Source organism: Kitasatospora sp. NPDC001540, assembly GCF_042894345.1.
GTDB lineage: Bacteria > Actinomycetota > Actinomycetes > Streptomycetales > Streptomycetaceae > Kitasatospora > Kitasatospora phosalacinea_C.
Window position 1 is genome coordinate 450,357 of the sequence record NZ_JBIAVO010000002.1, and the last position, 19,144, is coordinate 469,500.

At 77.6% G+C, this 19,144-nt stretch carries 16 protein-coding genes and 1 pseudogene; 13 read left to right on the forward strand and 4 right to left on the reverse strand.

Features of this window, described 5'->3' with window-relative positions; genetic code table 11:
- The first annotated feature begins 35 nt into the window (after window positions 1–35).
- The 5 genes from ACFY00_RS04965 (at window position 36) to ACFY00_RS04985 (ending at window position 5,839) form a co-directional block, all read left to right on the forward strand.
- Entirely contained in the window at window positions 36–299 is a 264-nt protein-coding gene (locus ACFY00_RS04965) for a hypothetical protein (protein WP_388027290.1), read from the forward strand.
- Window positions 300–379: 80 nt separating this feature from the next.
- Window positions 380–742 (forward strand): TadE/TadG family type IV pilus assembly protein, encoded by a 363-nt coding sequence (locus ACFY00_RS04970; RefSeq protein WP_388027292.1) that lies wholly within the window; start codon window positions 380–382, stop codon window positions 740–742.
- On the forward strand, window positions 739–1,197 hold the full coding sequence (locus ACFY00_RS04975) for a TadE/TadG family type IV pilus assembly protein (RefSeq protein ID WP_388027294.1): 459 nt from the start codon (window positions 739–741) through the stop codon (window positions 1,195–1,197). Before ACFY00_RS04970 ends, ACFY00_RS04975 begins: the two co-directional genes overlap by 4 nt.
- A 32-nt stretch (window positions 1,198–1,229) precedes the next feature.
- Window positions 1,230–1,673, forward strand: coding sequence for a TadE/TadG family type IV pilus assembly protein (locus ACFY00_RS04980; RefSeq protein WP_388027297.1), 444 nt, complete (start codon window positions 1,230–1,232; stop codon window positions 1,671–1,673).
- Window positions 1,673–5,839, forward strand: coding sequence for a LysM peptidoglycan-binding domain-containing protein (locus ACFY00_RS04985; RefSeq protein WP_388027299.1), 4,167 nt, complete (start codon window positions 1,673–1,675; stop codon window positions 5,837–5,839). Before ACFY00_RS04980 ends, ACFY00_RS04985 begins: the two co-directional genes overlap by 1 nt.
- A gap of 62 nt (window positions 5,840–5,901) precedes the next feature.
- On the opposite strand, the gene ACFY00_RS04990 is transcribed toward ACFY00_RS04985, so the two are convergent.
- Window positions 5,902–6,324: a hypothetical protein gene (locus tag ACFY00_RS04990; RefSeq protein ID WP_388027302.1), complete on the reverse strand. Its 423-nt coding sequence runs from the start codon at window positions 6,322–6,324 to the stop codon at window positions 5,902–5,904.
- A 150-nt stretch (window positions 6,325–6,474) separates the two neighbouring features.
- A complete protein-coding gene (locus ACFY00_RS04995) occupies window positions 6,475–6,954 on the reverse strand; it encodes a VOC family protein (RefSeq protein WP_388027304.1) in 480 nt (159 codons plus the stop codon).
- Window positions 6,955–7,135: 181 nt separating this feature from the next.
- Between ACFY00_RS04995 and ACFY00_RS05000 the strand changes: the two genes are divergently transcribed.
- Window positions 7,136–7,936, forward strand: a complete 801-nt coding sequence (locus tag ACFY00_RS05000) for a nucleotidyltransferase domain-containing protein (protein WP_388027305.1) — start codon at window positions 7,136–7,138, stop codon at window positions 7,934–7,936.
- Between the two features lie 7 nt (window positions 7,937–7,943).
- Here ACFY00_RS05000 and ACFY00_RS05005 read toward each other — a convergent pair whose 3' ends face one another.
- Window positions 7,944–8,174, reverse strand: coding sequence for a hypothetical protein (locus ACFY00_RS05005; RefSeq protein WP_388027307.1), 231 nt, complete (start codon window positions 8,172–8,174; stop codon window positions 7,944–7,946).
- A gap of 179 nt (window positions 8,175–8,353) precedes the next feature.
- On the opposite strand from ACFY00_RS05005, the gene ACFY00_RS05010 reads away from it, so the two are divergent.
- Window positions 8,354–9,301, forward strand: coding sequence for a zinc-binding dehydrogenase (locus ACFY00_RS05010; RefSeq protein WP_388027309.1), 948 nt, complete (start codon window positions 8,354–8,356; stop codon window positions 9,299–9,301).
- A 78-nt stretch (window positions 9,302–9,379) separates the two neighbouring features.
- Window positions 9,380–10,423 (forward strand): S66 peptidase family protein, encoded by a 1,044-nt coding sequence (locus ACFY00_RS05015; RefSeq protein ID WP_388027312.1) that lies wholly within the window; start codon window positions 9,380–9,382, stop codon window positions 10,421–10,423.
- A 168-nt stretch (window positions 10,424–10,591) separates the two neighbouring features.
- Here ACFY00_RS05015 and ACFY00_RS05020 read toward each other — a convergent pair whose 3' ends face one another.
- Window positions 10,592–11,848 carry an MFS transporter gene (locus ACFY00_RS05020; RefSeq protein WP_388027313.1) on the reverse strand — a complete coding sequence of 419 codons (1,257 nt, stop codon included), beginning with the start codon at window positions 11,846–11,848 and terminating at the stop codon, window positions 10,592–10,594.
- 56 nt (window positions 11,849–11,904) lie between these two features.
- On the opposite strand from ACFY00_RS05020, the gene ACFY00_RS05025 reads away from it, so the two are divergent.
- The 5 genes and pseudogenes from ACFY00_RS05025 (at window position 11,905) to ACFY00_RS05045 (ending at window position 19,118) form a co-directional block, all read left to right on the forward strand.
- Window positions 11,905–12,918 (forward strand): ArsR family transcriptional regulator, encoded by a 1,014-nt coding sequence (locus tag ACFY00_RS05025; RefSeq protein ID WP_388027314.1) that lies wholly within the window; start codon window positions 11,905–11,907, stop codon window positions 12,916–12,918.
- A gap of 714 nt (window positions 12,919–13,632) precedes the next feature.
- Window positions 13,633–13,764 (forward strand): annotated as a pseudogene (locus tag ACFY00_RS05030) (hypothetical protein); the annotation flags it as partial.
- 336 nt (window positions 13,765–14,100) lie between these two features.
- On the forward strand, window positions 14,101–15,186 hold the full coding sequence (locus tag ACFY00_RS05035; RefSeq protein ID WP_388027315.1) for an Ig-like domain repeat protein: 1,086 nt from the start codon (window positions 14,101–14,103) through the stop codon (window positions 15,184–15,186).
- Window positions 15,187–15,307: 121 nt separating this feature from the next.
- Window positions 15,308–16,573 (forward strand): MFS transporter, encoded by a 1,266-nt coding sequence (locus ACFY00_RS05040; protein WP_388027317.1) that lies wholly within the window; start codon window positions 15,308–15,310, stop codon window positions 16,571–16,573.
- Window positions 16,574–16,871: 298 nt separating this feature from the next.
- Window positions 16,872–19,118 (forward strand): hypothetical protein, encoded by a 2,247-nt coding sequence (locus tag ACFY00_RS05045; RefSeq protein ID WP_388027318.1) that lies wholly within the window; start codon window positions 16,872–16,874, stop codon window positions 19,116–19,118.
- The last annotated feature ends 26 nt before the right edge of the window (window positions 19,119–19,144 follow it).

Consider the following 19,144-nt stretch of genomic DNA (forward strand, 5'->3'; position numbering starts at 1 on the left):
ACCGCCCCTCCCGTCGAAGTCCTGGAGACCACACCATGACCCGAATCCGCACCGTGGCGACCGCCCTGCGGCCGCTGTTCCCGCTCCATCTCGTCCGCCCCGCCCTCGAGTACCGCCTCGTCAAGCTGCGCGCCGCCCGCGAGTCCGGCGACCGCGGCGCGATCAGCATCGAACTCGCCCTCGCCGTCATCGTGCTGGTCGCCATCGCCGGGACGGTCGTCTACGCGATCACCCAGCTCGGCCACAAGGTCCAGGGCAACATCCAGAAGGACGTCCCCGCCGGCGGCACCGCGCCGTGACCCGCCGCCCGCACCGGCCCGCCACCCGGCCCGCACCGGCCGGGTGGCTCGCGCGTGCCCGCAGCTCCGACCGGGGCGCGATGGCGATCAGCCTCGCCATCGTGTTCCCAGCCGTGCTCTTCGTGATCCTCCTGGTGGTGCAGGCCGGCCTGTGGTGGTACGCCGAGCAGGCCGCGCTGGCCGCCGCCCGGGAGGGCGTGGAAGCCGGACGGATCAACGGCGCGCCGCCCGGTGCGGGCGAGGAACGGGCCACCGAGTTCGTCCAGCGGCTCGGTGACGTGGTCGAACTGGGCACGCCGCCGCGGCAGACCGGCGGCGACCCCGACCTGTACCAACTGACCGTCACCGTGCGGCCGCTCACCCTGTTCCCGTTCGCGGATACGGCGATCAGCAAGACCGCCACCGCGCCCCGGGAGAAGTTCGTCCCGCCGGTGGTGCCGTGAACGGCGGCGGAGCGGTGGGGAGGGCCGGCTCCCGCCCCCGGGACCGTGGTTCGTTCGCGATCGAAGCGGCGGTCCTGGTGCCGGTGGTGCTCGGCTTCGCCCTGATGGCGGTCGCCGCCGGACGCCTGCAGACCACCGGCGCGGTGGTCGACGCCGCCGCCCGCGCCGGAGCCCGCGCCGCCTCGCTGGCCCGCACCCCCGACGCCGCCCGGCAGGACGCCGCCGACGCCGTCCGGCAGGCGCTGGCCGCCCGGTCGGTGAAGTGCGCGGCCGAACCCACCGGGGACCCGGTGTACGGCACCCTGGCGACCACCGGCGGCGCCCTGACCACCGTCACCGTCCGGGTCTCCTGCACGGTGCCGCTCTCCGACCTGGTCGGACTGGACGGCCTGCCGGGCAGCAAGACCGTCACCGGCACGTTCACCTCCGTGCTGGACCGCTATCGGGGAAACTGAGAGGACGTCAACAGACCGTGGGGGGAGGGAACGTGGACGAACCAGGCTTGAACGGTCAGGACCGGGGCAGCATTTCGGTCATGGTCGCCATCACCGCAGTCAGCCTGGTCGCCGTGGTCGGCCTGGTGCTCGACTTCGGCGGCCAACTCCGGGCCACCGAACGGGCCGACGCGGTGGCGCAGGAAGCCGCCCGGGTGGCCGGACAGCAACTCGACATCGACCGGCTGCGCTCCGGCGGCGGCTACCAGGTCGACCCCGGGCAGGCCGAGTCCGCCGCCCGGGCCTACCTCGCCTCCCAGGGCGTCGAGGGCCGCGTCGAGTACCCCCGCTACCCCGACCTGAGCGTGATCAGCGTCAGCGTCACCAGCACCTACCGGACCGCGCTGCTCGGCGTGGTCGGCATCGACACACTCTCCGTGCAGGGCCACGGCAAGGCCACCCTGCTGCACGGCATCACGGAAGGGAAGACCGGCTGATGGCCGCGCGCGGAGCCGACGACCAGCACCGCAAGGGCCGCCGGGAGCGGCAACCGCACCGCACCGCCACCCCCGGCCGCGGCGGACCGCAGCCCGTCCCGCCGGTCGCCGGACGGCGCCGCCGACGGGGCGCGGGCGGCTCGGTGCTCGCCGCGCTCGGCGCCCTGCTGGCACTCGTCCTGCTGCTGGCCGGCGTGCCCGCCCTGCTCGGCTACGGCACCCTCGCCGTCGCCGCGGCGGGCGACCCCGTCCACGGCGACCTGCTCGCCGCGCTCACCAGCCCCGACGACGGCAGCCTCTTCCTGTGGCTGCTGGTCGGGGTCGGCTGGATCGGCTGGCTGTGCTTCCTGCTCTCCGTCCTGGTCGAGATCCCCGCCCAACTGCGCGGCCGGGTCGCCCGCCGGATCCCCGCCTTCGGCTGGAGCCAGCGCATCGCGGCCGGCCTGATCGGCTCCGTCCTGGCCCTGCTCCCGGTCGCCGGATCCGCCTTCGCCGCCACCCCCGAACTCACCCAGCGACCGGCCGCCGCAGCCCAGTTGGACGCCGCGCCGACCTACGCCGCGCTGCCCGCCGGGGCCCCCGCGGCCGCCCCCGCCGCCGACCCCCAGCAGCAGCCGGTCTACACCGTCCGCGACGCCCGGCCCGCCGACAGCCTCTGGTCCATCGCCGAACGCCAACTCGGCTCCGGCGAACGCTGGACGGAGATCGCCAAGCTCAACGCGGGCCGCCCGATGGACGATTCGGGCACCCGCTTCGACGCCGACCGGCCGATCCAGCCCGGCTGGCGGCTGCTGATGCCCGCCGACGCCAAGCCCGACGCCGCGAGCGGTGCCACCGGTGCCACCGCGGGCAGCAGCACCGCGCCCCCCCTGCCCGCCGCACCCGCCGCGCCCGCGCACGGCAGCGTCACCGTGCACTCCGGCGACTCGCTCTCCGCCATCGCCCAGCGGGAGTTGGGCGACGGCGACCGCTGGCCCGAGCTCTTCGCCGCCAACAAGGGCGTCGCCGCCCCCGACGGCGAGCGGCTCACCGACCCGGACGTGCTCGTTCCCGGCACGGTGCTCACCGTGCCCGGAGCCGCGACCAGCCCGCAGCCCCCCGCACCGGAGGCGCAGCCTCCCGCACCGGGGACGCAGGCTCCCGCGCCGGAGGCCCAGCAGCCCGCACCGGAGGCCCAGACCCCCGCGCCGGGGACGCAGACGCCCGCGCCGGACGCCCAGAGCCCCGCCCCGCAGCAGGCCACCCCGCCCGCGGCCGAGGCGCAGACACCCGCGCCGCAGGACACCGCGGCCGCCGCCGACCTGCCCGCCGTCCGCGACCAGCGGACCGTCGCGAAGAGCGGCGACGACTACACCGTGGCGCTGGCCGCCTCCGGCCTCGGCGTGCTGATGGCCGCCGCGCTGATCACCCTGGTCGCCCGCCGCCGCACCGACCAGCAGCGGGCCCGCCGCCCCCGGCACCGGATCGCCCTGCCCTCGGCCGAGGCCGGCCGCTTCGAGGCCGAGCTGAAGGCCCGGCAGGACGAGCACGGCCTGGACCTGCTCAACCGGGCCCTGCGCACCCTGGGCCGCAACACCGTCCGCGGCGAGAAGCGGCTGCCCGCCCTGGTCGCGGCCCGGATCACCGTCGCGGGCACCGTCGAACTGCACCTGGCCGCACCGGCCGTGCCGATCGCCCCGTTCCGGGCCGCGCACGCCCCGAACGTGTGGTGGTGCCCGGTCGACTCCACCGAGCTGCTCTCCGCCGGGCAGGCCGCCAAGTACGCCGCCCCCTACCCGGCGCTGGTCACCCTCGGCACCACCCCCGACGGCTCCACCGTGCTGGCCGACCTGGAGACCGTCCGGCTGGTGCACCTGTCCGGGCACCCCGAGGACGCCGAGGACGTGCTGCGCAGCCTCGCCGTCGAACTCGCCCACAGCCCGCTCGCCGACCGCCTGCACCTGCACCTGGTCGGCATCGCCACCGACCTGCCCACCGCCGGGCCGGCCGCCGACCGGGTCCACCACCACCCCACCCTGGAGGCCGCGCTCGCCGCCCTCGGCCCGCGCACCGCCAAGGCCCGCGCCACCCTGATCGGCGCGAACGTCGGCAGCCCCCGCGAGGCCCGCAGCCGCGGCAGCGCCGACGAGGCCTGGCTGCCGGAGATCGTGCTGTCCGCGCAGCCGCCCTCCGGCGCCGTCCCCGCCGAACTCGGCCGCCTGCTCGACGGCCGCCCCCGCACCTGCCTGGCCGTCCTCACCCGCGCCCCCGAGCGCGGCGCCGGACCGGTCGCCCGCTGGACCCTCCCCGCCACCGGCCACGCCGCCCTGCCCGGTCTGCACCTCAGCGTCGAACTCCAGCGCCTGAACCGCGAGCAGTACGCCCAGCTCGGCGAACTCGTCCGCGCCTCCGGCGACTTCACCCAGCACCCGGCCCCCGACTGGACCGTCGACGGCCCGCACAACGGCCCCGAGGACGAGGCCGAACTCCCGCTGCCCGTCCCGGCGCTGGCCGCGGTCGGCGCCGCGATAGGAGCCGTCCCCGCCCCGTTCGGCACCGGCCTCGGAGAGCCGGAGGACGAGGAGCAGGAGGGCGCCGTCCGGGCCGACGGCACGCTCGACGCCCGCCTGATCGCCCTGCTCGGCGGACCCACCGGCCCGGGCGGGGTGGGAGCGGGTACGGCCGATGCCCCGGCGCGGACCAGCCTGGACAAGTCGACCGGCGGCGACGGGGGCGGCGGTGACGGCGCCGAGGGCCGGAAGGAGGAGGGCGACGGGGCCGGACCGCGACTGCTGGCCCGGGTCGTGCCCACCGGCAGCAGCCCGTTCGCCGGGCTGGTCCCGACCGCGCCCACCAACCCGTACGCGGTGGTGCCGGTGGTGCCCGTCCAGCCCGCCGCGCTGCCGCCCACGGCGCCGACGCCGACGTCGACGCCGGAGCCCGTCCGGCCCGTCCAGCCCCCGGCGCCCGCCGAGCCGCGGCACGCCGCGAACGGGCAGGCCCGCAAGGTCACCACCCCGCCGCACGGCACGCCCGTCGACCCCCGGATCGCCGCCGCGCTGCCGCCCGCCGCGCCCGCCCGGCCGCCGGTCCCGCCCGTTCCGTCGCAAGCCGAACCTCCGTCCCCGGGAGCCGAGTCCGGGACCGAGCCGGTGACGGACGACGGCACCCGGTCGTTCGGGCTCGCCGCCCCCGCTCCGGTCGAGCAATCGGTGGAGCAACCGGTGGAGCAACCGGTGGAGCGGCCGGTCGAAGCGCCGGTGGTGCCCGAGCCCGCGCCGGAGCCGCTGCCCACCCACGACCAGGCGGCGGCCCCCGACCCGCGTTCCCCGGCCCGGCCGTCCGCCCGGCCCGGGAGCGGTCCGGCCCGCACCGACAGCGACGACCTGCTGGCGATCCTGCGCTCCCCGGAGGCCCACCACCTGCGGTCCGCGCCGCGGATCCGGGTGCTCGGGCCGGTCGACGTCCTCGGGGCGGCGGGCAGCGCCGACCCGGCGGGCCGACCCCGGCTCACCGAGCTCGCCGCGTACCTGGCGCTGCGCCCCGGCAGCGAGCACACCGCGATCGACCGCGACCTCCACCCGGGCGCCGCGCACCTCGACCCGAAGGCCACCGCGGAGCGCCTCGCCGAGCCGCTGCCGGTCAAACTCGCCGCGCTGGCAGGCTGGTTGGGCACCTCCCCGGAGGGGCGCGACTACCTGGGCGGGCGGCCCGCCGACACGTACACCCTGGCGCCGACCGTCAGCTGCGACTGGGACGAGTTCCGCAGCCTGTACCGGCGCGGCATGCGCTCCACCTCCAGCACCGCCGACGCGGCCCTCGCGCACGCCCTCGCCCTGGTCCGCGGCGCCCCGTTCGCCGAGGCCCCGGCCGGGACGTACGCCTGGGCGGAGACCGAGCGGCAGGACATGCTGGCCGCGATCGTCGACACCGCGCACGAACTCGCCGCCCGCCGCCTGCAGTACGGCGACCACCGCACCGCCGAGGCCGCGATCTTCCGCGCCCTCGCCGTCGCCCCCGAGGTCGAACTCCTGCACCGCGACCTGTTCTACGCCTACGCCTCGGCGGGCGCCCGCGACCAGCTCGTCCGCTCCGTCAACCGCCTGGACGCGCTCAGCCGCCGCACCGGCCGCGACCTCGACCCGGACACCGTGGCCCTGCTCCGCGACCTGCTCACCGGCAGCTGAACCGGAAGCCGGCCCCCACCGCCGACCGCCGTCGTCCCGCCCCGGGCGGGAGCGGCGGGCGGTCAGTCCTCGGGCAGGCGCCGGTGCCACCAGGCCGTCGGGCGGGTGCCGTCCGGGCGGGTGGCGAGCGGGTCGGGCAGGGTGCGGCGGAGGAACTCCTCGTCGAGGCGTTCGACCAGGGCCCGCAGTGGGGTGCGGGCCGGGCGGGGGAGGCGGTGCAGGGCCGTCTCCAGGACGTCCCGGGCCGCCAGCGGGTCGCAGCAGGGGCAGTTCGCCCGGGGCAGGTACAGGTAGCGGCCGGGGCGGCGGAGGAAGCGTTCGTACGTGTGCAGGGCCTCGGCGACGGCGCCCGCCCTCAGGCTCAGGGCCTCGATGCGGTGGACGGCCGCCCGGGTGCGCCGGGGCAGCCCCTGGAGGCGGCGGACGGGACGGGTGGGCCGCCGCCGCGGTAGGGCGCGGACGGCGCCGGGCGGCTTACGCGCCACGGGCCTTTCGGGGACGGTTCACGCGCGCCATGATGCCAGGTCGGGCGGCCGTTCGTCAGCCCGTTCGCCGGGACGTTCCGTTGCTCCGTCCGGAAAATTGCTCCGTGCGGGGACGAACGCCGGACGGCGGGTTCGTCGCGGTGGTGCCGGTCAGTTCCCGTCCGCCGCGGCCTCCAGGGCGGCGACGTCGAGCTTGCCCATCTGCAGCATCGCCGCCATGGCCCGGCGGGCGCGCTCCGGGTCCGGGTCGGAGAGGAGTTCCGTCATCCGGCGCGGCACGATCTGCCAGGACAGGCCGTAGCGGTCCTTCAGCCAGCCGCAGGGGCCCGGCGCGCCGCCGTCCGCGGTCAGCAGCTCCCAGTAGCGGTCCACCTCGGCCTGGTCGGCGCAGTCGACCTGCAGCGAGACGGCCTCGTTGAAGGTGAACTGGGGCCCGCCGTTCAGGGCCAGGAACTCCTGCCCGAACAGTTCGAAGGACACCAGCATCACGCTGCCGGGCTCGCCCGGTCCGGCCTCCGAGTAGCGCTGCACGTCGGTGACCCGGCCGTACTCGAACACCGAGGTGTAGAACTCGGCGGCCTGCTCGGCCTGGTCGTCGAACCACAGGAAAGTGGTGATCTTCTGAGCCATCGGAAGGGCCCTCCGTTCCCGTACGGTCGCCCGGCCGCCCGGCCGGACCCCTCCGACAGTAGGGCGGGCCCGGCGCTCCCCGGCGCAGGCGCGTCGGGGCGGACGGGCGTACCGGGGCGGGCGGGCGCATCAGGGCGTACCGGGGCGTACCGGGGCGGGCGGACGTGCCAGGATGGGTGGCATGACCCTCCCGGAGCCGCTGCAGCTGTCCGCCGCCGAACAGGAGGCCGACGACGCCGCCCAACGCGCCCTGGCCGCACCGCTGCTGGCGGAGTTCGCCGCCCGCCTGTCCGCCGCCGCGCCGGTGCGCGCGCTGTGGGTGCACGGCTCGCTGGCGCACGGGGACTACCGGCACGGGCGCAGTGATCTCGACCTGGTCGCCGTCCTCCCCGCGGCCCCGGACGAGTACCTGCGGGAGCGACTCGTCGCGCTGCACCGGGAGTTGATCGGCCGGGACCCCGACGCGGCGCGGCTGCACTGCAGTTACCTGCCGGACGGGGAGCTCGCCGCCGCGGCCGCCGCGCACTTCACCTTCGCCCAGGGCGAGCCGATGCGGCGCCCGGTCACGGCCGTCACCCGCCGCGAACTGCTGGACGGCGCGACGGTGTTGGCGGGCGAGCGGCCCGAGGTGCTGCTGCCGCCGGTGGACGACGCCGAACTGCACGCCTTCATCCGGGCCGACCTGCGCGACTACTGGTACCCGATCACCGCCCGCCCCGACCCGTGGCAGCGCGACATCTGGGTCGACCACGGCCCGGTCACCGCCGTCCGCGCCACCGCCGCCCTGCGCGAGGGCCGGCTGATCACCAAGCGCGAGGCGATCACCCGACTCCCCGCCCTGGACGCCCCGCCCGGCCTGGCCGAGGACATCGCCGCCCGCCGCTACGGCACCCCGCCCGTCCTCACCCCCGAGGCCCGGACCGAACGCGCCGAGCAGGCCCGGCTGTTCACCCGCGCGCTGATCGAGCGGACACTGAACTGACGGAGCGTCAGGTCGCTCCGGCGAACAGCTCGGTGAGCCGCGGCAGCCGGGCGGCGCGCTGCTCCGGCGTCCACACCGGTTCGTCGAACTCGGCGTTGTACGGGCTGTCGTCGCCGACCCAGCCGCGCACGACCGGTTTCGCCACCGCCAGGGTGCCCGGGGCGTCCAGCGGGGCCCGGACCTCGTCCAGGCGCAGCTGGAACTCCTCCACCAGGGCCCGGAAGCCGTCCGTGTCCACGCCCCGGATCATGGCACCCGCCGCCGACACCCACCCCCGCCGGTGCCCCCGCCCCGTTGGCGACGCTCCGTTGGTGACGCCCCGCCCGTCGTGGCCCGTGCTTGACCTCAAGTCCGCTTGAGGTTGCAGGATGGGCGGGGCGGGCCGGAGCGACCGGTCCGGGAGCGGGCGGAGGCGTGATGCGAGCGGTGTGGCTGCGGGAGTTCGGCGGGCCCGAGGTGCTGGTGGCGGGGGCCGCCCCCGACCCGGTGCCGGGGGAGGGGCAGGTGCTGGTCGAGGTCGCGCACGCCAACCTGACCTTCGTCGAGACCCAGTTCCGCGCCACCGGCCTCGGGCCGTTCACGGGCGCCCTCCCGATGGTCCCCGGCAACGGCGTCGGCGGCACCGTCACCGCCGTCGGCCCCGGCGCCGACCCCGCGTGGCTCGGGCGGCGGGTGGTCTCCTCCACCGGCGGCAGCGGCGGCTACGCCGAACTCGCCGCCGTCCCCGCCGACGGCCTGCACCCCGTCCCCGACGGCCTCCCGCTGGACACCGCCACCGCGCTGCTCGCCGACGGCCGCACCGCCCGCCTGCTGCTGGAGACCGCCGCCCCCGCGCCCGGCGAACGCGTCCTGGTCACCGCCGCGGCCGGGGGCGTCGGCACCCTGCTGGTCCAACTCGCCACCGCCGCCGGGGCCCACGTCCTCGCCGCGGCCGGCGGCCCGCGCAAGCTCGCCCTCGCCGCCGAGCTCGGCGCCGCCGAGACCGTCGACTACCTGCAGCCCGACTGGACCCGCGACCGGGCCCCCGTCGACCTCGTCCTCGACGGTGTCGGCGGCGCCCTCGGCCGGGCCGCCGCCGGCCTGCTCCGCGACGGCGGCCGCATCCTCAGCTACGGCCTGGCCAGCGGCAGTTGGACGGACCTCCCGGCCGACGAGGCCGCCGCCCGCGCCCTCACCGTCCTCAGCCTGCGCCCCACCCCGGAGCGCACCCGCGCCGCCACCGCCCACGTCCTCGCCGAGGCCGCCGCGCACCGGCTGCGCCCCGTCATCGGCCAGCGCTTCCCGCTGGAGCGCGCCGCCGACGCCCACCGCGCCATCGAGAACCGCGCCACCCTCGGCAAGACCCTGCTGGACGTCCGCTCCTGAACCGCCCCCGGGCCGCTCCTGGGCCGCTCCGCGCAAACCCGGTCGTGGGCGGCCCGTCCGCACCGTTAGCATCCCGGCATGACGGACCAGCCCACGTACCCGCCCAAGCCCCGCCCCGGCGACCGGATCGCGATCGTCTCACCCGGCTTCGCCGGGCCGGGCGCCTTCCCGCTGCCGCACGAGCTCGGGCTGCGCCGCCTGCGCGAGGAGTACGGCCTGGAGCCCGTGGAGTACCCGACCACCCGCAAGCTCGGCGCCACCCCCGCCGAGCGCGCCGCCGACCTGCACGCCGCCTTCGCCGACCCGGGCGTCGCCGCCGTCATGGCGACCCTCGGCGGCGACGACCAGATCACCGTGGTCCCGCACCTGGACGCCGAACTGATCCGGGCCAACCCCAAGCCCTTCTTCGGCTACAGCGACAACACCAACCTGCTCGACTTCCTGCACCGCCAGGGCATCGTCGCCTACCACGGCACCGCCCTGATGACCCAGCTCGGCCGCCCGCACGCCGTCCACCCGCTCACCGACGCCTCGCTGCGCGCCGCGCTCTTCGGCAGCGGCCCGTACGAACTCACCGAGGCCGCCGACAGCAGCACCGTCCTCGGCAGCTGGGAGGACCCGGCCACCTTCGAGCGCGAACCCGCCGCCGAACCCGCCACCGGCTGGCACTGGCACCGCCCCGACCGGGTCGTCGAGGGCACCAGCTGGGGCGGCAACCTGGAGATCCTGCACTGGATGGCCGCCGCCGACCGGCTGCGCCCCGCCGCCGAACACGCCGGGGGCGTGCTGATCCTGGAGACCTCCGAGGAACTGCCCAGCGCCACCGAGGTGTTCCGGATGCTGCGCAACCTCGGCGAGCGCGGACTGCTCCGCCAGTTCCCCGCCGTCCTGGTCGGCCGCGCCATGGCCTGGTCCTTCGAGCACCCCCACGACGCGCCCGCCCGCGCCCGCTACCGCGCCGAACAGCGCGCCGCCGTCCTGCGCGCCCTGGACGCCTACGCCCCCGACGCCGTCGCCGTGTTCGACGTCGACCTCGGCCACACCGAACCGCAGCTCGTCATCCCCTACGGCGGCCGGATCCGGGTCGACGGCCCGGCCCGCACGATCACCGTCACCTACTGACCCGCACCCACCGACCCGCGCCCACCGGCCCGCCGGACTCGCCCGGCTCGGGCTGCCGTTGGACGCCCGGGTCGCCCCGGAGGAGTTCCTTCGGGCGCTGGTCGAGGCCGAACGAGGGCGCTGCGGGGAGCCGGAGGAGACGGCCGGTCCCGGCTTCGACGCGGCGCGTCAACCCGCTTGGGCGACGGCCTCGTTGCGGCGGGCCGCGTGGCGGGCCACCGGGGGGAGGGCGAGGGCGGCGCAGGCGAAGACGGCGGCGAGGGCGGCCCAGCCGGTGGTGCCGTGGGGGAGGACCAGGGCGGTGAGGGCGGCCGGGGCGAGGGCCTGGCCCAGGGCGACGCCGGTGTGCAGGACGCCCTGGTAGGCGCCGTGGGCGTGTTCGGGGGCCAGGCCGTACGCCAGGGCCCAACTGCCCGCCTGGGAAAGGACCTCGCCGGCCGTCAGCAGCACCACCGCCCCCAGCAGCACCGCCACCGCGCCCCCCGGCGCCCGTCCGGTGGCCGCCGCCAGGGTCACGCAGGCCGCGCTCACCAGCAGGCCGCCGAGCCGGAACGACCGTGCCGCGCCCGCGAGTTCGGAAACCCGGCGGACCGCGAGGACCTGCAGCAGCGCCACCAGCGCGGTGTTGGTGAGCAGCAGCCAGCCCGTCACCGCCGGACGGGCCGAGGTGTGCCCGAGCGTCCACAGCGGCAACCCGACCTCCAGCACCACGTACAGCGTGTTCACCACCGCGTTCAGCACCGCCACCCCCACGAACGGCAGGTCCCGCAGCGGGCGCGCCGCCACCGCCCGGGCGGCCTCCGGCCCGGGTGCGACCCCCGGCGCGACCCCCGTCGGCACCGCCCGCAGCGGCAGCAGCGCCAGCAGGTACGCGGCCGCGCTCGCGCAGATCGCCGTCCGCAGCAGCACCGGCCCGCCGTGCGCCAGCACCAGCGAGCCGAGCGCCGCGCCCGCGCCGATACCGACGTTGTTGAGCGCCCGCAGCACGGCCAGCGCCCGGTTGCGCACCGCGGCGGGCAGCGCGTGCGCGTACAGGGTGGAGCGGGCCACCCCGTTCGCCCGGGAGGCCGCGCCCGTCACGCACACCAGCAGGACGAACGGCCACAGCGACCCGGTGAACGCGAACACCGCCGTCGCCCCCGCCTGCACCACGTGCACCACCGCCAGCACCGGCTTCGCGCCCAGCCGGTCGCACAGCCGCCCCACCGGCAGCGCCGCGGGCACCCCGCACAGGCCCGCCGCCGTCAGCGCCGCGCCCACCACCCCCGCCGAGAAGCCCAGGCCGCGGGTGAACCAGAGCGTCCCCACCGTCAGGAACAGCCCGTTGCCGACCGCGTTCACCAGCAGCAGCGCCGCCAGTCGGCGCACCACCGGGGAGGGGGAGAGCGGGCGGGCGAGGGGCGGGGAGGCGGTGCTCAGGTTCATGCCGCCCAGCACACCCGCGGCCGCCGGGGGCCGGAATCGATTTACCCTGGTGCTTAATGATCCGCTTCCGGCTCCGCCTCGCCGACCTCGCCGCCACCTCCTTCGCGTACTCGCCGCTCCAGGAGACCGTGCTCAGCCTGCGCATGTGGACCCACCACGCCCGCCGCTTCCCCGCCCTGCGCCCCGCCTTCGCCGCGCTGCGCCCCGCGTACGAACGGCTCGACGCGCACCCCCTGCTGACCGCGCTGGTCGCCCACCGCCGCTACTGGGTCCCCGACTTCCTCACCCCGCGCCCCGCCGTCCCCGCCCCCGACCTGCGCGAGGAACTCGCCGCGCTGCGCGCCACCGACCCCGCCCGGCTGCGCCCCGGCGTCGAACAGACCTTCCACCCGCTCGGCGAACCCGTCCCGCCCGTCCTCGCCGCGGGCCTGCGCCACCCCGACCGGCTGCTCGCCGACCTCGCCGACGCCCTGGAGGCCTACTGGCACGCCTGCCTGCGCCCGCACTGGTGGCCCCGGGCCCGCGCCGTCCTGGCCGCCGACCTCGCGCACCGCGCCCGCACCCTCGCCGAGGGCGGCGCCGACGCCCTGTTCCGCGGCATCAGCGAACGGCTCTCCTGGGCCGACGACACCCTCACCATCCGCCGCGGCGGCCCCTGGCCGTCCGCCCCCGACGAGATCCCCGTCGACGGCCGCCGCCTGCTGCTCACCCCCAGCTGCTTCGCCGACGGCGTCTCCACCATGCTCGACCGCGACGCCCCGCCGCACATCGTCTACGCCACCCGCGGCCTCGTCACCCTCGCCGAACGCCCCCCGCCGCCCGCCCCGCAGGCCCTGGCCCAGCTGCTCGGCGCGACCCGCGCCCGGCTGCTGGTGATGCTCGCCGACGACGGCCCCGCCACCACCACCGAACTCGCCCACCGCCTCGCCGTCACCCCCGCCGCCGTCAGCCAGCACCTGGCCGCCCTGCACGCCGCCGCCCTGCTGGAGCGCACCCGCCACGGCCGCCACGTCCACTACCGCCCCACCCCGCTCGGCGCCGCCCTGCGCACGGGGAACGGCCACCCCTGACGGGGCGGGCGGACGGGAGCGGACCGGCGGCTCGGACCGGGGCCTCGGGCGGGCCGCCGAGCGGGCGCGGGACACGCCGTCGGGGGCGATCGTGCGTAAGCGGAGGAGAATCGTCCGCCTGCTCTGGGTCATGCGCAACTCCACGGGCCCGAGCAGGGCCGTCCTGGCCGCCGCCGTGGCCGTCGCCGCCACCTGGACGTCGCTCCCGCAGCCCGCGTTCGCCACGGGCGTCGGCGACTGGGCGGCGCTCAGCAGTGCGTTCGCGAACCCGGCGGGGGTCGGCGGACGGGCCGAGCTCGGGGCGGACCTCGTGCAGGGCACGGCCGCCAACCTGCTGCTCGCCGACGAGGCCGCGCTCACCCTCGACCTGAACGGCCACCGCCTCGACACCGTCGCCGTCGTGCTCGGCGCGGGCAGCACGCTCACCCTCACCGACACCACCCCCGCCCCCACCGCACCGGGCGTGCTCACCGCCGCCGCCCCGCGCCTCGGCGGCGCGGGCATCGCCGTGGGCGGCGCCACCCTGGTGGTCCAGGGCCGGGCGGTGGTCGACGCCGCCGCCCGGGACAACGAGGCGGCCGGCATCGGCGGCGACATGCACCACCGCGAGAACGGCACCGTCACCCTCACCGGCGACGCCCAAGTCACCGCCACCGGAGGCCAGTTCAGCGCCGGAATCGGCGGCGGCGACCGCGGGGCGGCGGCCGCGTCACCATCTCCGGCAACGCCCGGGTCACCGCCAAGGCCGTCGACGGCGCGGGCATCGGTGGCGGCGACTACAGCCCCGGCGGCACCACCCGGATCACCGACCACGCCACCGTCACCGCCACCAGCGACGGCGGGGCGGGCATCGGCGGCGGCTACTGGGGCGGCGACGGCGGCGAGGTCACCGTCGACGGCGCCGCCACCGTCACCGCCACCAGCACCGGCCGCAGCGCGGGCATCGGCGGCGGCCAGGCCGGCCTCACCACCCCGCTGACCGGCGGCAACGGCGGCACCGTCCTGATCGCCGGGAACGCGCAGGTCAGCGCCGTCGGCTCCGTCATCGGCGCGGGCATCGGCGGCGGCTACGGCGGCGCGGGCGGCTCGCTCACCGTCCGCGGCAACCCCGTCGTCACCGCCACCGCCACCACCTCCGGCGCGGGCATCGGCGGCGGGCAGGCCGGTGCGGGCGGCACCGTCGTGCTGGAGGGCTGCACCGTCGCCGCCGCCAACAAGGCCGTCTACGACTCCTCCGCCGTCGGCCAGGGCGCGGTCGCGGGCAGCGCCTTCGGCTCGCTGGACGTCCGCGCCCCCGCGGTGCTGATCGTCCCCGGCGGCGCGGCGCTGCGCGTCCCCGCGGGCGTCACCGTCACCGGCGACGGCTCGCTGCGCAGCGGCGGCACCGGCAACGGGCTGGTCGTCAACGACGGGGCGATCCAACTGCCCACCGACGGCGTCCAGTGGCGGCAACTGGGCGTCCTGCCGCACAACTTCCTGATCACCTTCGACGCCAACGGCGGCACCCCCACCGAGGCCGTCCGGGTGTTCGCCACCTCCTTCGCCGCCGGGGCCCGCACCGTCCCCGCGCCGCCGACCCGGGCGGGCTTCGCGTTCACGGGCTGGAACACCGCGGCCGACGGCAGCGGCCGGGCCGTCGAGATCGGCCCCGACACCCCGCTGGACGCCGACCGCACCGTCCACGCCCAGTGGGCCGCCGAGACCGTCACCGCGCTCGTCCCCCGCGGCACCCCCGAGGAGGGCGTCGACCTGCCCGTGGACCTCCGCGTCACCGCCCGGGACGCCGCCGCCGGAACCCCGCCCGGCACGGTGACCCTGCACGTGGACGGCACCGCCGTCGGCACCGCGACCCTGGACGCGGACGGGCGCGCCGTCCTGACGTACCCGCACCCGACGGCGGGCACCCACGTGCTGCACGCCGTGTACGCCCCGTCCGGCAGCGAGTGGCGGGCCTCCCGCAGCCCGGACGTCCCGGTCGAGGTGGTCACCCCGTCGCCCTCGCCGAGCCCGAGCCCGACCCCGAGCCCGAGCCCGACGCCCTCCCCGTCCCCGACCCCGAAGCCCTCGCCCTCGCCGGAGCCCGCGCCCAGCCCCACGCCGCACCCCGGGCCGACCGACCGGCCCCGGCCGCACCACCACGGCGGGGGGCTGCCCCCGACCGGCGCGGGCGGGATCGGCACGGTCGCCGCGGGCACGGCGCTGAGCGTGCTGGTCGGACTCGGAGTGCTGCTGTTCGCCCGCAACCGCCGTCGACGGGAGGGGCGTTGACGGAGTGACGGGGTGACGGACGCGGGGCGGGACGTCGAGGTCCGATTCGCGCCGGTCCGCCCCCGGCCCGGCTGGTGGACTGTCCAGGGACACCCCACCGCCCACGGACAGGACCTCCGGCATGGCCACCACCACCACCCACCGCCCGCCCGCCGCCCCCGGTGACCGCCCCGACCGGCGGACGGGGCAAGGTGGTTGGCCCGCCGTGCTGGCCGTCACCACGGGCGTGTTCTCCCTCGTCACCACCGAGATCCTGCCGATCGGCCTGCTCACCCCGATCGGCGCCACCTTCCGGATCTCCGACGGCACCGCCGGGCTGATGATGACCCTCCCGGGCCTCGTCGCCGCGGTCGCCGCACCGGCGGTGACGGTCGCGACCAGGCGCGCCGACCGGCGGACCGTGCTGTGCGCCCTGCTGCTGCTCCTGACCCTGGCGGACCTCCTCAACGCCCTCGCCCCCGCCTACTGGGCCGTGCTGGCCGCCCGGGTCGCCCTCGGCCTGGTCATCGGGGCGTTCTGGTCGGTCGGCTCGGGGCTCGCCGCCCGGCTCGTCCCGGCGCACCGGCAGGGCCGGGCCACCACCGTGTTCTTCACCGCCGTCCCGCTCGGCTCGGTCCTCGGCGTACCGGCGGGCGTGTACCTCGGCTCGCTCGCGGGCTGGCGGGCCGCCTTCCTGGTGGCGGCCGTGCTGACCGTGCTGACCCTGGCCGCCCTGCTGCTCTCGCTCCCGCCGCTGCCCCCGGCGGCCGTCACCGACCTCGGCGTGCTGCGCGGCCTGCTCACCGGACGGGGCACCCGCAGCGGCCTCGCCGCGACCTTCCTGATCGTGCTGGCCCACTTCGGCAGCTACACCTACGTCACCCCGTTCCTGGAGACCACCGCGCACGCCGGGCCCGGCCTGGTCACCGGCCTGCTGCTGGGGTACGGCGCCGCCGGGCTGCTCGGCAACGCGCTCGCCGGAGGCCGCGCGGCGGGCGCCCTGCGGCCGGTCTTCGGCGCGGCCGTGCTGCTGCTCGCCGCCGCGACCCTGCTGATGCCGCTGCTCGGCACCGGCGGCCCGGGCGCCGCCGTCCTGCTGACGCTGTGGGGCGCGGCGTACGGCGCCGTGCCGGTGTGCTCGCTGAACTGGTTCCTGGCCGCGGCCCCGCACGCCCCGGAGGCGGCGGGCGTGCTGTTCACCTCCTCCTTCCAGGCGACCCTGTCGATCGGTGCCCTGACTGGCGGCCTCGTGGTGGACCGCTCCTCGCCCGCCACCGTGATGGTGCTCGGGGGCGCCGTCGCCCTCCTGGCCGCCGCCGTCGTGCGCGGGTACGGCCACCGGGTCCGGCCCGAGCCGGTGACCGAGCAGCGGGACAGCGGGACTGACACCCCGTCCGGCGCCCGGTGACGGGACGTTCGAAGGACTGCCCCGCCGCACTGCCCTGCCGCACTGCCCCCTGCGTGTACTGCTCGGCGCACTGCTCGGGGCCGGTCGGCGGCCCGCCGGGGGCCAACACCCGCGCTCCGTCGCAGCGTTCGGGAACGGGCCGGGGCGCGGTCCGGACGGGGGCCGGCCCTCGTGGGACCCGGCCTGGCCGGTCCGGCTGCCGACCACGTATCGTGGCCGGGATCGGAGCGTGGTGCGGGACACCACGGCGTACAGGCACGGCGTCGCGCCGGCGACGGACGGGGGCGGTGACCGAACGGTGGCTGACGTGGCATCGACGGCCGGGGGCGGGTCGGCGGGGACCGACCCGGAGGAGACGCCCAGGCCCACCCCGAGCGGGCCCGCCGTGCAGCAGACGCCCGAAGTCCCGCCCGGCGCCGACCCGTTCGCGACCTCCATCAACCTGGTGATCCCGGACGCCGCGCTCAGCACCACCGGTACCGTCCCGCTGCCGCCCGCCGCCACCCCGGCGGGCGGCACCGCCGTCCCGCCGCCGCCCGCGGCCCCGCCCGGCGGTACCGGATGGACCGGCTCCTTCCCGATCACCCCCGCCGCGCCCCCCGCTCCCGCGCCCGCCGTCGCGGACGCCCCGCACCCCGCCCACGGCATCGGCGGCGGCCTGCGCGGACGCGTCCTGGTCATCGAGGGCGGCTACGGCGGCGGACGCCGCTGGGGCCGCGGCGGCGGCGCGCACGCCTCGGTGCTGTCCGCCGCGCTGGCCGGGGTCGCCCCGCAGGTGCTGCTCTCCGCGGACCAGGTCGACGCCGTCCACCTGCCCGGGGCCAGCGACCCGCAGACCGTCCTCGCCCACCTGCGCGCCGCCGCCCGGCACCCCGGTCCGCTGCTCATCCACCTCGGCGGCCACCTGATCACCGACCGGCGCGGCGAACAGCTCTACCTCTCGCTGCGCGAGAACAAGAGCTCCGAGAGTCTGCCCTGGTCCGCGATCGCCACCGAACTGCGGCACCGCGGAACCGAGTTGGACACCCTGGTGATCGGCGACCTGAGCGCCGACCAGGTCGTCTGGCCCGCCCTCGCCGCCACCGCCGGGCAGCAACTCGCCGACGGCGTACCGCTCTGGGCCGTCGTCAACCACGACCCCGACCAACTCGGCACCTTCACCCTCGGCCTGGTCGAGGCCCTGCACCGGGGCCGCCCCGGCGCCGACCAGTTCCTCACCCCCGAACTCGTCCGCCAGCAGGTCAACTCGGTGCTGCGGGCCGACACGGTGGTGATCACCTCCCACCCCGCCGACCGGCCCTACTTCCGCAACACCGCCCGGCAGATCGGCACCGGCGAACCCGCGGCCCCCCTCCAGGCCCGCCCCGACACCGCCATCCGCGCCGCGGCCGGAGTCGGAGCCGGTGGCGCCGCCCCGGGCGGTGGCACCGCCGTCGCCGCCGCGCCCGAACCCGTCCGGCCCCGGCTCTCGCCCGGGTGGACGCCGCGCGGCCTGGTCTCGCTGCGCAAGGCGGGCGTCCCGGCGACCCCGCCGCGCCGCGCGATGGTGGTCTCGCTGGTCAAGGGCGAGCCGATGGTGCCCGCGGACGCGCGGTCCACCGTCCCGCTCACGCCCACCGCCGCCGCCCCGGCTCCGGCGGCTCCGCCGGTGGCGCTGGACAAGCCGGGGCGTGGGGCGCCGCGGGTCGAGCTGGGCAAGGGCACCGTCGACGCGGCCGGCGACACGGCCGCCGCCACCGCTGCGGACGCCGCGACCGAGCCGCTGCCGACGCTCGAACCCGCGTCCGCGTCCGTGCCCGCGGCGTCCGTCGCGCCCGCGACGCCCGCCGTGACGTTCGCCAAGGAGGCGGCGCCCGCCGGGCCCGCCGACACCCTGGCCGCGACCCTGCCGATCGACCGGCCGGTCACCATCCCGATCGTCGAGCGCGGCCCCGAGCCCGAACCGGCGCCCCGGCACGACCCGCTGGCCGCCACCACCCCGCTCCCCGGCCGGGGCGCCCCCGCCGCGGTCCCCGCGTCCACCGGGACCGCGTCCACCGGGACCGTCCAGCTCGGCAAGGGCACCGACGTCCCGCCGCCGCAGCCCTCGGCGGACCGCGTGCAGGCGCCGCCCAGCGAGTACCTGGAGGCGATCGGCGACATCGTCCGCAACGCGGAGGCGGGCGACCACGAGGCCGCCTCGGCGCTCGCCCTCGCGCTGGAGGAGAAGGCCGTCGCGGCGTACGGCGCCCGGGCCACCGTGGTGCTGCAGGTCCGGCAGGTCCGGGCGCACGTCTGCCGGGTCGGCGGCCGTCCCGCCGTCGCGGCCGAGCTCTACCGCCAGGTCGCGGCGGCCCTGCTGCAGAGCGACGGCCCCGAGCACCCCGAGACGCAGCGCGCCGTCACCAACGCCGAGGCCTGCTGGCGTGCCGTCAAGGACCCGGTCGAGGCGATCCGGATCGCCCCCGACATCATCGAGCTCCGCGCGCACCTCCCCGGTCCGGAGAACCGCAAACTCCGCGCCGCGGAGCGCTACTTGCGCCAGCTCGCCGAGAACCGCCGCTGAGGGGACGGCCGTTGGGGAACGGTCGG

Bases quoted from the DNA above. Each gene is read 5' to 3' on its own strand.
- ACFY00_RS05020 (WP_388027313.1), bottom strand. From the start codon at position 11,848: ATGAACCTGAGCACCGCCTCCCCGCCCCTCGCCCGCCCGCTCTCCCCC.
- ACFY00_RS04965 (WP_388027290.1), top strand. From the start codon at position 36: ATGACCCGAATCCGCACCGTGGCGACCGCCCTGCGGCCGCTGTTCCCG.
- ACFY00_RS04995 (WP_388027304.1), bottom strand. From the start codon at position 6,954: ATGGCTCAGAAGATCACCACTTTCCTGTGGTTCGACGACCAGGCCGAG.
- ACFY00_RS05015 (WP_388027312.1), top strand. From the start codon at position 9,380: ATGACGGACCAGCCCACGTACCCGCCCAAGCCCCGCCCCGGCGACCGG.
- ACFY00_RS05025 (WP_388027314.1), top strand. From the start codon at position 11,905: ATGATCCGCTTCCGGCTCCGCCTCGCCGACCTCGCCGCCACCTCCTTC.
- ACFY00_RS04985 (WP_388027299.1), top strand. From the start codon at position 1,673: ATGGCCGCGCGCGGAGCCGACGACCAGCACCGCAAGGGCCGCCGGGAG.
- ACFY00_RS05010 (WP_388027309.1), top strand. From the start codon at position 8,354: ATGCGAGCGGTGTGGCTGCGGGAGTTCGGCGGGCCCGAGGTGCTGGTG.
- ACFY00_RS04970 (WP_388027292.1), top strand. From the start codon at position 380: ATGGCGATCAGCCTCGCCATCGTGTTCCCAGCCGTGCTCTTCGTGATC.
- ACFY00_RS05040 (WP_388027317.1), top strand. From the start codon at position 15,308: ATGGCCACCACCACCACCCACCGCCCGCCCGCCGCCCCCGGTGACCGC.
- ACFY00_RS05000 (WP_388027305.1), top strand. From the start codon at position 7,136: ATGACCCTCCCGGAGCCGCTGCAGCTGTCCGCCGCCGAACAGGAGGCC.